Source organism: Brevundimonas sp. (assembly GCF_032107865.1).
GTDB lineage: Bacteria > Pseudomonadota > Alphaproteobacteria > Caulobacterales > Caulobacteraceae > Brevundimonas.
Genome location: NZ_DAMCNG010000005.1, coordinates 17,808 through 32,561 on the forward strand (window position 1 = coordinate 17,808; position 14,754 = coordinate 32,561).

Annotated in this window: 10 protein-coding genes; 2 read left to right on the forward strand and 8 right to left on the reverse strand. The window is 62.8% G+C overall.

Translation table 11 applies throughout. The features are described from left to right. The first annotated feature begins 220 nt into the window (after window positions 1-220). Window positions 221-1,909: a DUF262 domain-containing protein gene (locus RT567_RS01160; RefSeq protein WP_313573728.1), complete on the forward strand. Its 1,689-nt coding sequence runs from the start codon at window positions 221-223 to the stop codon at window positions 1,907-1,909. A 70-nt stretch (window positions 1,910-1,979) separates the two neighbouring features. Here RT567_RS01160 and RT567_RS01165 read toward each other — a convergent pair whose 3' ends face one another. The 6 genes from RT567_RS01165 to RT567_RS01190 all read right to left on the reverse strand — a co-directional run bounded on the left by RT567_RS01165 (window position 1,980) and on the right by RT567_RS01190 (window position 10,179). Beyond that, entirely contained in the window at window positions 1,980-2,948 is a 969-nt protein-coding gene (locus tag RT567_RS01165; protein ID WP_313573730.1) for a hypothetical protein, read from the reverse strand. Between the two features lie 61 nt (window positions 2,949-3,009). Then, window positions 3,010-3,693 (reverse strand): hypothetical protein, encoded by a 684-nt coding sequence (locus RT567_RS01170; RefSeq protein WP_313573732.1) that lies wholly within the window; start codon window positions 3,691-3,693, stop codon window positions 3,010-3,012. Next, a complete protein-coding gene (locus RT567_RS01175; protein ID WP_313573734.1) occupies window positions 3,677-4,870 on the reverse strand; it encodes a HEPN domain-containing protein in 1,194 nt (397 codons plus the stop codon). Before RT567_RS01175 ends, RT567_RS01170 begins: the two co-directional genes overlap by 17 nt. A gap of 247 nt (window positions 4,871-5,117) precedes the next feature. After that, complete coding sequence (locus RT567_RS01180) at window positions 5,118-8,294, reverse strand: Eco57I restriction-modification methylase domain-containing protein (protein WP_313573736.1); 3,177 nt, start codon at window positions 8,292-8,294, stop codon at window positions 5,118-5,120. A gap of 400 nt (window positions 8,295-8,694) precedes the next feature. Next, window positions 8,695-9,003, reverse strand: a complete 309-nt coding sequence (locus RT567_RS01185) for a DUF2293 domain-containing protein (RefSeq protein WP_313573738.1) — start codon at window positions 9,001-9,003, stop codon at window positions 8,695-8,697. Window positions 9,004-9,045: 42 nt separating this feature from the next. Beyond that, window positions 9,046-10,179, reverse strand: coding sequence for a Fic family protein (locus RT567_RS01190; protein ID WP_313573740.1), 1,134 nt, complete (start codon window positions 10,177-10,179; stop codon window positions 9,046-9,048). Window positions 10,180-10,574: 395 nt separating this feature from the next. On the opposite strand from RT567_RS01190, the gene RT567_RS01195 reads away from it, so the two are divergent. After that, a complete protein-coding gene (locus RT567_RS01195) occupies window positions 10,575-11,726 on the forward strand; it encodes an amidohydrolase (RefSeq protein WP_313573741.1) in 1,152 nt (383 codons plus the stop codon). A 21-nt stretch (window positions 11,727-11,747) separates the two neighbouring features. Here the strand turns inward: RT567_RS01195 and RT567_RS01200 are convergent, their stop codons facing one another. Together RT567_RS01200 and RT567_RS01205 are read right to left on the reverse strand one after the other, a co-directional pair. Further along, on the reverse strand, window positions 11,748-12,518 hold the full coding sequence (locus tag RT567_RS01200) for a 2,3-dihydro-2,3-dihydroxybenzoate dehydrogenase (protein ID WP_313573743.1): 771 nt from the start codon (window positions 12,516-12,518) through the stop codon (window positions 11,748-11,750). Then, the coding region (locus RT567_RS01205; RefSeq protein WP_313573744.1) for an amino acid adenylation domain-containing protein at window positions 12,515-14,754 on the reverse strand (2,240 nt) is incomplete at its 5' end. The genes RT567_RS01205 and RT567_RS01200, both read right to left, overlap by 4 nt.

Consider the following 14,754-nt stretch of genomic DNA (forward strand, 5'->3'; position numbering starts at 1 on the left):
CCCACTTCACCAAGTGGCTCTTGGCGAGTCTCGCGCCCCCGCCCGCGCCGGCCATGAACCGAAGATCGCGTCCTATTGGGGCGGGGCACGTCCTTCCCCATCTCGGTCGTCTGTCCCACGACCTTGAAACGTACCACGGCGCGACGAACGGCGCGTTACGGGCATGGATTGACACTCGCGATCGCTGATTTACACCCGGGCAACATCTCAGGGGGCAGTCGTGTCGAAGAAAATCAGCGGAGCAGAGTTTCCGCTTGCGAAGATCTTTAGTTCTGACTTCGAATACGTCATCCCTTCGTATCAAAGGCCATACGCATGGACCGTCGACCAGGCGTCCGAGCTATTCGGCGACTTGTTGGCCTTCTTTCAAGCTGAGGATGAAGAGGGTTATTTTCTCGGCAGCATCGTGCTGATCAAGACCGAGGGCGAGGCCCTTTCGCAGGTGGTCGATGGGCAGCAGCGCCTCACCACGCTCACGATCCTGCTCGCGGCAATGGCCTCGGCCAATGATGGCGCCGACAAGGACGAGCTTCGCCCCTACATCTTAGAGGCGGGCAAGAAGATGGAAGGCATCCTGCCCAAGCCGCGACTCTCGCTGCGCGAGCGGGATCGCAAATTCTTCGCCAAATATGTTCAGGGACTACGGCTTGAGGCTCTCATCGACCGCGACCCCTCGTCGCTGGAGAATGAGTCTCAGACTAACATCCGTTCGAATGCGGCCTACTTCGTCAAGGCGATCGCCGACACCTTTTCCACGCCGGAAGAGCTGGAGGCCTTCGTCACCTTCCTGCTGACGCGGTGCTATCTCGTCGCGGTCTCCACTCCGAGCCAGGAATCCGCGTTCCGCGTCTTCTCTGTCATGAATAGCCGCGGATTGGATCTCCAGCCGACCGATATCATCAAAGCCGATACGATCGGCAAGCTGAAGGATGAGGGCGACAGGCAGGAGTACAATGACAAGTGGGAGGAGCTGGAGGTCGACCTCACGCGGACCGGCTTCAACGACCTCTTCACCTATATCCGCATGATCTACGCCAAGGATAAGGCGAAGCGGTCGCTCCTCGAAGAGTTTCGGGCCCACGTCCTACCGAAGAATCCGGACCCCAAAGCCTTCATCGACGACGTTCTTGAACCGTTTGCCGACGCCCTGGAGGCGATCCGGACTGCGTCCTACGCGGCGACCTCCCACGCCGAGGAGGTCAATTCCTACATCGGATGGCTCAACCGAATCGACAACTCCGATTGGATTCCGCCAGCGATGCTCTATCTCATGGAGCAGCGGAACAAGCCCAAGAAGGTCGTGCGCTTCTTCAGGCAGCTTGAACGCCTCGCCGCCTTCATGCATGTGTGCCGCTGGAACGTCAACGATCGGATCGAGGCCTACGCCGATCTGATTACCGACATCCAATCGGGCGCGGAGCCCGACGAGATGGATAGTTTCGACTTCACGGATGAAGATCACGAAGCCTTCCGCGACGCTCTGGACGGCAACGTTTATGAGCTCACGCCCCGGCGTCGCAACTACCTGATCTTGCGCCTGGACTCGTTCATCTCTGATGGCGCCGCGACTTACGATCCCAAAATTCTCACCATCGAGCACGTCTTGCCCCAGACCGTGCCCGCCAACAGCGTGTGGGGTGAATGGTGGCCGGACGCGGCCGAGCGCAAGACGTGGGTTCATCGCCTTGCAAACCTCGTGCCTTTGAACAAGAAGAAGAATTCCTCCGCTCAGAATTACGAGTTCGATCGCAAGTGCGACGTCTACTTCTCCGGCACGAAGAACGTCTCGTCCTACGCCCTCACCAGCCAGGTCATCTCACAGGAAGAGTGGACCCCAGACAGCGTCGAAGCACGACAGGAGGAGCTCTTGCAGGTGTTGTATGAGAACTGGAACATTGAGGACGCCTAGCGCGAACGCCTGAGGTGGCCGTTGCTCGTCGGGTGCAAGGGCGGCGCATTTGGCACGGTGTAAACCAAGCTCACTCGCGCATCACCTTCTCGGCCACATGGGTGCAGTAGCCGCACAGGCCCTCGTCTAAGCCGTCGAGATAGCCCTGAATGGAGATCGCGTTGCTGCACCGGGCGCATTCGCTGGTGTAATCGAGGCCTTCGCCGCAGTTGGCGCATATGTCTTCGTTTTCGAGATAGGTATGCCGTTCGCAGACCGGACAATCGTAAATCGGACCGTTTTCACCAGCGTCCTTGGCGCGTAGATACTCATCAACGCCGTAGGTGTCGTCCACAGCGGCCTCGACAACATCCGCCGCGTCCGGCGTCGCTGCGCAGTTTCTGCAGCGGAACTCGACACAACCTTGGGACTCGTTGTCGGGGCTTATCTGCTCAAGCAGTTCAGATCCGCACGATCCGCACTGCAGCTTGGCGTTCTCCATGAAGGTTGCGTGCCATTTGACGCCCGACAAACTGGCGCGCGCCGCCGCCAACTCGTGATCATAGAGCGCGCGCTCCTGCAGCATCGTCTCCCATTCACCTTCGAGATGCTCGACCGGGTTCTCGTCGATTTGCCGGAACAGGGCGGAAATGACGGGGAAGGCTTTGGCAATCGCGGTACGGATCGAGGCTTCCGGACTGTCCGTATAGTGGTGCTCGATATCATTCCGGGTATCGTTCAGTTCGGATAGCGCCTTCCGGTCGATGGTCAGTCCAAAATCCTTGAACCGCTTGTCGATGGTGTCGAAATCAATCGTTCTATGGCCGGCGACCACATGATCGACGCCACCTTGACCGTCTGGGACCGGCTTGAAGGCGACTCCGATCACCTCACGAGGATCGGCGTTCGGAGCCTGCCGGATCAGAGTTTCCTTGGCGAGCAGCAACACGCCAGCATACAGATTTCGCACGGCTGACAGGACACGAGCGCCGTCTTGCTGGCGGTAGTCCTCAACTCCCATGCGGATCGAGGATATGGCATTCTCGAACAGTGACGGCATTGTCGCTTCTCAATCCATGAAACCGGTGGGGGATCCAACAGCGGGGCAGGCTTGGGTGGAACTACTTTGGCAACGAAATCTGGAGGTCGAGCTTGGCGATCTGGGTTCGCAGAGACTGGATCCTAGCTTGTTGCGCTGCGCGCAGCTCTCGGTAGGCCGCCTCGACCTGTGTGACGTGCGTTGCCGCCTCGATCTTCGCTTCAGCACAGCGGGCCACGATGGTTCTCCATTCGGCGTCCGGAATTCGCTGATCATCCTGTTGCTGGTCATTGTGATCGGCCCAATGCGCGTCGACCAAGGTCGTGACCAGCGTTTCCAACGCCGCCTTCAGGCCCGCTTTGCGGGACTCGATATCGCCTTCCTCCGTCGCTTCGAGCACGACAAGGTACCAATCAAGCCTGCCGGACAGCACTTGCTCAAGATGATGGGCGTCTGGCGCTTCGATAGGGAGAGCCTCGCCCTCGGGATCGCTTGTAAGCCGGCTGGCGAGCGACAGGGGCTCTCGGATTGACTTATCGACCCGTTCATAGCGGTCGAGCGCATCGCGCAGGAGGCTCGCCAAAGTCTCGCGATGCGAGATGCGCGTCTGAAGGTTGGTGTCCTTGAGCTGCCGCCATACGGGAACGCCGGCGATGATCGCGACCATTATCGCCGCCAGACCGGTCAGCAGCGTCTGAAAATCATAGATAAAGCAAGCGATACCCGTGAGCGCGCTGCCGCCGGCCTGACTACAGATCGTTTCCATTTGCTTTCTCAACCCCACCCAAGATGAGGCGCATCCAATCGGGGAACGTCCCACGCTGAAGGATGGCCAGAATCACGCGTGCGACGAGGGCGTCGGCTGCGTCGAGATCGACCTTGCTGTTCGAACCCAGACTACCGGAATGCACAGCGGTCGATCGTGCGGCGTAGAGTTGCCTAATCTGGCCAAAGATGTGCGCGCGGTCTTCCGCGTCCTCGCCCAGGAGCCAGGCGGCCCGTGTCCCGATCTTTTGTGTGATCTCCGTATTGGAACCGCCTTGATCGTGCATCAGGACAATCTCAGCGGCCATTCCCAGATCAAGAGCGCGGTCGACCTGGTGAACCGCCAGCCGCGACCGTCCAAGACGGTCTATGGCGCGAGTAAGGATATCTCCTTCCGCAAATTTAGCCAGTTGATCAAACGCGGTGTGGATGGCGGTCAGGTCTGACGGAAATGAGGAGAATGGCTGCGCGGCAAAGGGGCGGCCGGACAATGTCCCGCCCGCCGCAAACAGAGCGCTAGGGTCTTCGAGCACGACGGACATCGGCAGTTCGACTGCGCCGCCGGTTCCGAGGAGACAAGCCAGCCGACAGCGCCGTCGAACCGCTTCGCGGCTTTGAAAGTCTGGCAGCGTTACGCTGCCTCCGGTCGGGGAAGATGCGTCCGCCGCCCGTTGCTCGAAGGCAGGAGTCACGACGTAGCGTTGAACGAGAAATCCGGTTTCGGACGGGAGTTGAGGCCAGGGAAAACGTTGGCGAAAGCCAGCGATGTCGAGCATGTTTATTGGAGGGGGCACGAGACGAACGCCGTCGCCCAGATCGCAGACCTCGGTGATCTGGACACCGAGCACCGGCGACACGTCTTCGTAGACAGCCTTGTTGCGCCCGACTTCCTCCCAAAACAGCGCGACAATCTCATCCGGGGTCGCCTTGTCGAGGAGCCGGTCGATGGCCCATCCTCCAAACTGGCCACCAACAAGTGAGTAGGCTCCGTCCCCCAGGAAGACCCAGCGCTCCGCGAGGGCGGAAAAGGGTTCGGCGGACGCGAGGACATGATCCACGCGATGGACCGCCTCCTCGCGCCATTGCGAGTAGGTCTTGCCGCGATGGATCCCGGCGAGCTCGGCCGCAATCCCGTTGAGGAAGCTCGATACTGCTGCGGGGGCCACGGACTCTGTCATATGCGGCTTGCTCCATCTATCATCCCCCAATTCACCATCGAAATGACGGCTCTTTGGCTACTTGCACTCACTATCCAGAGGCTGCGGGCTGCATGTCAGGTTCATGGAGTGAAGCGAATGACCGGTATTGGCGCTGCGTTGATTTGGGCCTTCGTTGCTTTCAAAGGCCGCCCCCGATAAATGCGTCTTTGAGGGTCGAAAGCCACCAGAGGCAGGCCTACGTCCCCCACGCTAAGCCCGGCAACAACTATGGCCTTAGCGCCCAGCTGATGCTCGCAGCCGGTGCGCGATCAATTACGGCGTCGTAGACGCGGTCGCTGACGCGATAGGCCTTGCGAACGGCAATCTCCAAGTCCTCCTCAGCTTTTTTTATGAGGTGCCAACGTGTATCCACTGCGCCTTTAGCCTTGCTATAGGCCAAACGTACGAGGGCGAGCTGTTGGGGGTTCAAGGGACCGAAGAGATCCGAAGCTCGGCTGATGAACTGGACCTCCGACATCAGCCAGAACTTGTCGAACCGCGTAAGCTTCATGTCGGACCTAGCCACTGCGAGATCTTGCCCCGCCTCCCGCATCGCTCTTCTTAGAAACTCCCAGTGTTCCTGCAAACCGACCGCCGCGTCTCCGATCACCTTAGCAACTGGAGCACTCATTCGAGGCACCGGAATACTGGCAAGGTCGAGTTTGCTCACCTTAGGGAATTTATCACCGAATAGTCGGTTGGCGAAGCGCTCGTAGGTCGAGGAAACGAACCTACTATTGAGCAGGCCGAGAAGGGTGGCCAACTCGTAGTCTCTCGCGTTGTAGATCGCGAACAGGGTGTTCAGATAGAGAACAGGGTCTGTCGGCGCCTCCAGGCAAGCGGACATGCCCTGCCAAAATATCTGCTGAACAAGGATACGTGGCAGCCTGTAGTGCGTCAGGTCGCGCTTGTCTCGTAGGAGGTCAGAGTACTTCAGCCACTGAGTCGTGCTCGGCTCGATGAAATACCTTTGTACATCGTTGGCATCGACATAAGGGTAGTAGTCGCTGCTTTCTGGCGTTTGACTGTGGAAGCCCTTCTTTTTGATGAACTCCTTCGACACCTTGGTGTGATGATAGACTTGGATCCCAACAGTCACATCGGCGACCTCGTCCAAACGTCGGCAGCGGGCTGAAATCTGGTCCAGTTCATCGGCGATGCGTGGCGAGTAGATGACCTCGAAGCGATGGTTCGGCTGGCGGGCTTGGAAGCCTTCGGTCGCGTCATGAGTAATGGACCAGTCGCGTTCAGCGAGCTGCTTTAGCTTGGCCCCTTCCGTTCGCCCCCGGGCCAGTGCGGCAACTCGGATCGTGCCTCCCGTGACGGCTGCGATGTTCGCGATCGGCTCGACGCGCCTCCTCGCCACCAGAAGAGAGGTGTCATGGTTCACGTCCTTGAAGATCTTCCAAGTGCTTGTGACCTCCAAAACCTCGAAATGGCGCAGCAACCAAGCCCGGAAGGCTGTGTACCCATCGACGGTCAACCAAGAGTTCGGTATGATGAAGGCTAGCATTCCTCCCGGCCTAAGCATTTCCCATGCCCTGATGACGAACAGAGCGTAGGAGTCCTTTTCTTCGCCGCCTTGAGGGAAGCGTTCCTCTACGGCCTGTGGCGACCACCCCTCGAGTTCGGCTCCCCAAGGCGGATTGCCGACGATCACGTCGTAGGTTTCGTCCTCGGCTATTAGCGAGTCGCCAACCGTAATCGAATTGTCCAAGGTCTCCAGCCGTTCGCCCCGTCGCGCGGTCCGAAGCCAGATGCTCAGTCGGGAGATCTCAACGGACTCGGGCAGCAGATCGCGACCGAAGAGATTCTGACGCAGAATTAAGCGATCCAAGTCCAGGAAAGACCTCTGTCGCCGTGAACCTCGCAGTTCCGCTAGGGCGCGGTTTGTCTTTTCATGCTCGTTGTGCAGCTGACTCAGGGCTTCCACAAGGAAGGCTCCGGAACCGCAGGCCGGATCCATCACCCGGAGCGTCCCGAGCCGTTCCGCGTAGTCGGTCAGCAGAAAGGTCTGCCGGCGGCGCGACGCACCGCGTTCTCCGGTTGTCGTCCGAGAATTGGCGGCGGTGGAGGCTTCGGAATCGTTCTGGAGTCGCTCGAACGCTCTGCCTAGGGCGGCCGCTACTAGGTGCGAGGTGATTTCGCGCGGCGTGTAGTAGACTCCACCGACTTGTTGGGTCGTCACCTCGACCTCGCCGACCCCCCGAACCCGAGCAGGGCCGCTCGAGATGTCCTTCAGGCTCTGTTCGAAGATCGCCCCTAAGGCTTGTTCGTTGAGATCTTCCGCGAAGTCGTAGACATCGAACCCGAAGATTCCGACTATCTCCAGACTCTGGCGCCGGCCTTTGCCAGCCCGGAACCTGGTTTCGAACAGAGTGTTTGGCAGCTCCACCGCCTCGAAATATGGATCATGGGCGAAAAGGCCGCCGTTGAATGCGTTAAACGCCACCCCGTCGATCCCGCCGCCAGAGTTGAGAGCTGAAAACAGCGCGCGATAGGCGTCCCAGTATGAGCCCTCACGCCTCTCGGACCGCGCCTTCTGCGCGAGTTGCCGAAGGGTGTTCCTAGGGACGAGCTCGGCCGGATGGTCCTCGCAAAAGGCGGTGAACAGAACGCGGTTCAAGAGCTTATGGGTCTTGCCGTAAAGCTGGGTCGTCGTCATTCCGGTCGAAGCGACTTGCCCTGCGAGATTCGAGATCAGGGCCTGCTGGACCTCCTTGTAGAGACCGTAGAAGCCCTCGGTCAGATCTCGGCCGGCCGAAATGGATTCTCGGAAAGCCCGTTCCGCAACGGGCTCGCGGCCGAGCCCGAGAAGGCCCTCCGGCCTGAGCAAGACGTAGAACTCGAACAGTTGCTCGCCGTCCCGAAGGCCCTCGAGCGACCACGCATGATGGGCACCAGTGTATCCGTTCTTATATAGGCGGACCTCGCGCAGATTGGTGACAAGCACCCACTCCACGCCAGCCTTCTTGGTCCCATAGCGGAAGCCTTGCTCGATCGGCGTTTCACGACTGGGCCGGCTTACCTGCGGCTGCTCTAGGTCGGTCTTGGCGTTTTTGATCTCGCCGACCGCTATCCACTCTTCTACGCCGGCGGTGAGGTCGAAGCGGCCTAAAACGAAGTCAGGCGTGTCACGTCCACTTGACCGCTTCGGAACTAGGGTAGCTTCCACGGCTTGGCCGACTTGGACGTAGCCGAGCACGGTTCCGAAAATCTCATTGTTGAAGGTCTGCTCGGCCGAGCTCTCGCTCAGCCGGTTCAGTACACCGCGTTCCAGCTGGTCAATCCAATGATTGATTGCTGTTACGGCCGTCGCCGGCACCTGAACGCCGCGCTCTCGCTCACCCCTTAGAATCCCGCGCAAGACGCGGGCGTTGAAGAGCGGTTGAGTCTTTGACATGGATCCTCGAACGCAGAAAGCGATGTAAATAGAAGGTGATTCGCGTGGGCGCGATCGAAGCAAACTCTGCCTTCCAGATATTGGAGCGACTGCTTGGTCTCATGCCCTTCCCCTGGCTTGTTGAAAACACGAGCGGCACGCTGGCGAGTGGTGCTAGGAGCTCGACACCAATAAGGAATGAGCGCCCACTCGCGGACGCTCGCTGATGTCCGCTCATTGCGCGTTGAAGCCATTGCTCGAAGAGCTCCGCCAATTTTGGAATATTGCTAAATCTGATGTCTGCGCGAAGGAGCGAATATACAGCGCCCTCAGACGCCCCATGCGATCAGCGTTCGCGCCCGTAGGCTCGGCCCTTTGCCAACACCTCCCCTTGCTTCTTAGTACCGTCCCGTGGACTTACCTACTTCGGCTTTCTCACCCACTCAGCCAGGATAGACCGCACCTCGCATGACACGATGATCCGCGCCTCCTCGCGCGTCAGACCTGGGACGCGAAGCAGGCGATCGTAGTCGGTCAGTTTGTGACGCACATGATTGGTCGCCGTAAGACCAAAGGCATGACCCAAGGTGAGCGGCGTCTCCCATTCGCGCGTACTGATCTCGTCCGCATAGCGAGCGACGAGGTCCGCCGGACAGTGCGGATGGTGACGCATGGCATGCTGTATGACCGCCTCTCTCTCGAAGCTCAGTTGTCGTTTTTTACGCGCCAAAGGTCTCTCGTTCTCCCAACACTCCGCAGCCTCACTTAACGATCACACAGCCAGCGAGTAGCTGGTGCTCCGTCCGCCGCCAGGCTCCTTCGCCAGGATTCCCCGGCTGACCAGATCGTTGATGTCGCGCAACGCCGTGTCCGGCGAAGTCTTCGCCAAGGCCGCCCACTTGGCGTTCGTCAGCTTCCCCTCGAAGCCGTCCAGCAATCGATTGATGACCTTACGCTGACGCTCGTTCAGCGATTGCCCGGCGAGCGCCTCCCAGAACCGCGCCTTGCGCAGAACGCTGGCGAGGATCATCTCCGCGCCGTCGAAGGCGCGATCTAGGCAGGCGATGAACCAAAGCAGCCAGGGCGTGATGTCGAGGTCGCCCTTCTGGGTGGCCTCTAGCAGGTCGTAATAGGCCTTCCGTTCGGCGCGGATCTGGGCGGACATGCTGTAGAAGCGCTGAGGCGTCCCTTCCGCCCGCGCCAAGGCGAGATCTGCGATGGCGCGCGCGATGCGGCCATTGCCATCATCGAACGGGTGGACGGTGACGAACCAGAAATGGGCGATGCCGGCCTTGAGAACAGGATCGGCCGCCGCGGTCTCAAACCATTGGAGAAAGCGCGCCATTTCCGCGTCCAGCCGCGCCGCCTCAGGGGCTTCATAGTGGACGTGCTCACGCCCGATAGGCCCCGACACGACCTGCATGGGGTCGCCCTCGCCCGTGCGCCACGCCCCAACAGTGATGCGGCTCATCCCGCTGCGCCCCGTAGGGAAAAGCGCCGCGTGCCAGCCGAACAGCCTGTCTGCGGTCAGCGGTTGAGCAAAGTTCTGCGTGGCGTCGAGCATCATTTCAACGACGCCTTCGACGTTGCGATCCGCTTCGATCAACCCGCCGACATCCATGCCCAGGCGCCGGGCGATGGAGGAGCGCACCTGCTCCCGATCCAGCACCTCGCCCTCGATCTCGCTGGACTTCAGCACGTCCTCTGTCAGGGTTCGCAGGACAGCTTCCTCGCGCAGTGGAAAGCCCAGCGCCTCCATGTGGCCGATCAACCGTCCCTGGCGATGGCGCACGGCGGCCAAAGGCTCGACGAGGCGTTCGTCGCTCCACCGCAAGCCCGGCCAACCATCCTGTTCGTGGACATACGTCATAAACACCGCACCTCTTGCGGTAAATATGATCGGCATTCACCGTAGATGCAAGATTATTCACCGCAACATTTACGGTGAATAATCATTCTATTCACCGTACACCACACCTAATCACCAGCCCGGAGCGGCCCGCATTTGACGCCCAAGGCATTAAGGTGAGGAGGCCGCTTCGGCAAATGGGTCACTGGCAATGCAGCAGCATAAGGCCAACACAGCGATCATAAAGCATGGGCAGAAACGTGGGTACATAATGATACACCACCAGAAAGCTTGATATTACTGGGCAATAGGCGGACTCTCTGTCCGCCACCACCTTCCGAACAACAACATCACGACGCCCTTGGGGATAGGAAGCAATCCCTGTCGCTATGTCGTTTCGGCAGCGGCGATGCTAGCCTCGCCGCCTCCCCTATTCGACGGATGCGCGCCCCATGACGCCCTTGCCTGCCCTCGCCGCCTTGGCCTCTGAAATGACCGCCTGGCGCCGGGACATCCACGCCCATCCGGAACTGTCCGGTCAGGAGTCGCGCACCGCAAAGCTGGTGTTCGAGGTGCTGGAAGGTTTGGGACTGAACCCCGAGGGCGGCATCGGCGGCGAGGGCGTGGTCGCCGTCGTCGAAGGACGCGAGCCCGGCCCGTCCATCGGCCTGCGTGCCGACATGGACGCCCTGCCCATGAACGACGACAGCAAGGTTCCTCACGCCTCGACCAAGCCCGGCGTCTCTCACGCCTGCGGCCACGACGGCCATACGGCGACCCTGCTAGGCGTGGCGCGCCATCTGGCCGCCAATCCGCCCGCGCGCGGCCGCGTGGTGCTGATCTTCCAACCGGCGGAAGAGACGGGTCTGGGCGCCATCGCCATGATCAGGGACGGCCTGTTCGACCGCTATCCGTGCGACGAGGTCTACGGCTACCACAACATGCCGCTGCTGCCGCTGGGCGTGGCGGCGGTCCACACCGGCCCGACCATGAACGGCTATAAGGTGTGGGAGATCGACATTCAGGGCGTCGGCGGCCACGGCGCCGCCCCGCACAAGACAAAAGACCCCGTTCAGGCCGCCGTGCGCGTCGCCTCTGAAATCTCGTCCATCGTCGGCCGTCACGTCGACCCGATGGAGCCTGCCCTGATCACCGTGACCAAGCTTCAGGCCGGATCGTCACACAACGTCGTGCCGCACGAAGCCAGTCTGGCGGGCACCCTGCGCGCCACCTCGTCCGACGTGATCGAAACGATGTGGCAGAGGCTTCAGGCCATCTGCGCGGGCGTCGGCGTCATGACCGGCTGCACCGTCACGGTGCGCGAGACGGCGGGCGTGCCGCCCGTCTTCAACGCCGCGGCCCAGGCCGATGTGGCGGCGGCGGCGGCGGGCGGCGTGTTCGGCGCAGGCAAGGTGCATCGCGACCTGAAGCCGTACCCGTTCACCGACGACTTCGCCTATATGCTGCAGATCGCGCCGGGGGCCTACTTCTTCGTCGGACAGGGCGGGACGATGGTCCACCAGACCGCCTATGACTTCAACGACGACCTGCTGCCCAACGTGGCCTCGGTCTTCGCCCGGATCGTCGAGGCGAAGCTGTCTTAAAAGCAGGTCAGGGCGGCGGGATCAGGCGCGCAGCGTGGCCCCGCCGTCGACATAGAGGTCGGTCATGGTGATGTGGGCGGCGCGGTCGGACAGCAGGAAGACCACCGCCTCGGCGATGTCTTCGGGCGTCGCCAGCTTCTGTAACGGAATGCCCGCCTTGAACGTCTCGGGCGAGCCGGCGATGACGCGGGCGGCGCCGTCCTCATCGGCCCACATGCCGGTCTGCATCGGCGTCAGGGTCGAGCCGGGGGCGACGATGTTGCAGCGGACGCCTTTCGGCCCCAGCTCCAGCCCCAGACAGCGGGTGAACATGGTCGCCGCCGCCTTGGACGCGGCATAGGCCGCCATCGCATGACGCGGCACGCCCGCCGCGTTCGAGCTGACGGTGACGAAGGCGCCCTTGCCTCGCTCGCCCATCCGGCGCGACGCCGCGCGGCCCAGATGGAAGACCCCGTCCGTGTTGACGGCGAAGACGCGGCGCCATTCAGCGTCGGAGGTCTGATCCACCGTCACATTGGACAGGACGCCCGCCACGCTGGCCACGAGGTCGATCGGGCCGTCTTCGGCCTCTATCCGGTCGAACAGGGCCTCGACCGCCGCGCCGTCGGACACGTCCAGCGGCTCGACCCGCACGCCGTTCAGGAAGGCCAGACCCGACAGGGCCGTCGACGGCAGGTCGGTGGCGACTACGCGCGCGCCCTCCTCGACCAGCAGGCGCACGACGGCGGCGCCGATGCCGCCGCCCGCGCCCGTGACCAGGGCCAGACGGCCGGACAGTCCGCTGTCTCTCATCGCGCGATCTCCTCATAGGCGGCCATGCGGGCGTCGAGCGCAGGGGCGATCAGGGCCGTCGCCGCCGGGCCGGTCAGTTGTGGGTGCAGGAAGGGAACCTCGACCACGTCCAGATCGGCCGCATAGGGCCGCCACAGGCCCGGCGTCAGGTCGCGCTCCTTGTGGTCCAGCGCCGCGCGGACGTGGGTGGTGCGGCCGCTGAAGGGCTTGTGGTGGTGTTCACGCACCAGACGATTGGTGTCCAGCACCACGCGGATCACCCCGTCCAGCGCCGCCTCGGGCAGGCCGCCCAGCGCGCTGTCGCCCGCCTTCAGGAAGGAGAGGATGGCCGCGCGGCTGCGCAGCTCGGGATACTGGGTCGGGTCGTATCCGGCGATCGCCAGAAGGGCGCGCATGGCGTCGACCGGGTCCGGATCAGGCTCAGCGCGCCAGCACTCGGCCGGATAGGAATCCAGCATGGCCATCAGCCCGACCTTGACCCCGCGCCGCTCCAGCTCGACCGCCGCCGCCTGGGCGATGATGCCGCCGACGGACCAGCCGGCGATATGCACCGGACCGGGCGCGCCCAAGGCCAGAATATGATCGACATAGACCGACGCCAGCGCGTCGATTCCGTCCGGCAGGGCGTTGTCGGGGTCCAGCGCAGGCGACTGCACGCCCCACACCGTGCGGCGCGGCGACAGGGCGCGCGCCAGCGTCCGATAGCCCCACGACAGCCCCCCCGCCGGGTGGATCAGAAACAGCGGCGGCAGGGCCGGATCGCCCTCGGCCAGACGGATCAACACGCCCAACCCGTTGTCGAAGTCCAGCGCCTCGGCGTCGATCAGGGCGGCCAGTTCGGCCACGCGCGGCCGGTCGAACAGGGCGCCCAGCCCCGGATCGCGCCCCAGCCGCTCGCGGATCAGCATCATCAGATGAACCGCCAGCAGGGAGTCGCCGCCCAGCGTAAAGAAGTCGTCGTCAGCGCCCGCCGGTTCGGCCCTGCCCAGCGTCTCGGCGAACAGTTCGGCGATGATCTTCTCGGTCGGCGTCTCGGCCGCCCGGCCCGCAGCGGCCTCGAACAGCGGGGCGGGCAGCGCCTTGCGGTCCAGCTTGCCGTTGGAGGTCGTCGGCAGGGCGTCCAGCGCCACGATGGCGGCGGGCACCATGTAATCAGGCAGACGCGCGGCCAGCTTCGCCTTCAGGGCGGCGGGGTCATAGCCCTCGGCCGGGACCAGATAGGCGACCAGATGGCGCTCGCCCGGACGGTCCTCGCGGGCCAGCACCACCGTCTCGCGCGCCAGACCGCTGGCGATGACGGCGGCTTCGATCTCGCCCAGTTCGATGCGCAGGCCGCGAATCTTCACCTGATGGTCGCTGCGACCCAGATAGACGACGGCTCCATCCGCCCGCCTGCGCGCCACGTCGCCGGTGCGATACAGCCGCTGGCCCGGATGGTGCGGGTCGGAGATGAAGCGGTCCTTGGTCAGATCGGGCCGGTTCAGATAGCCGCGCGCCAGTTGCACCCCTCCCAGATGCAGATGGCCGCCCATGCCGGGCGCCACGGGGCGTAGCCGCTCGTCCAGAATGACCAGCCGCGTGTTCCACACCGGCCAGCCGATCGGCATGGGGCGGGACGAATCCTCCGGCCCGGCGGCCCAGTAGCTGACGTCCACCGCCGCTTCGGTCGGGCCGTACAGGTTGTGCAGTTCGGCGCTGACCGTCTGGTGGAAGCGGTCGCGCAGTTCGGCGGGCAGTTCCTCGCCGCTGCAGAAGACGTGGGCGACCGCGATGTCCTTGGCCGCCGGATCGGCCAGAAAGGCCGACAGCATGGAGGGGACGAAGTGCAGGTCGGTGATCGCGTGGCGGCGGATCAGCCCCGCGATGGCCGCCGGATCACGGTGCGCGCCGGGCGGGGCCACGACCAGTTCGCCGCCCGAGATCAGCGCCAGGAAGAACTCCCACACCGACACGTCGAAGGTGGCGGGCGTCTTCTGCAGGATGCAGGTCTGGGCGCCGATGCCATACTCGGCCTGCATCCACAGCAGGCGGTTGACGATGGCCCGATGCTCGACCAGCACTCCCTTGGGATCGCCGGTCGACCCCGAGGTGTAGATGACATAGGCGGCGTCCTCGCCGGCCTGCGCGACGGGAGGCGCAGCCCCGTCCAGCGGCCAGTCGGCGGGCGCCAGCAGGGCCTCGCCGAACGCGCCGCCGATGTCTTCATGGGCCAGAACGACGGTCGGCTCGGCGGCGC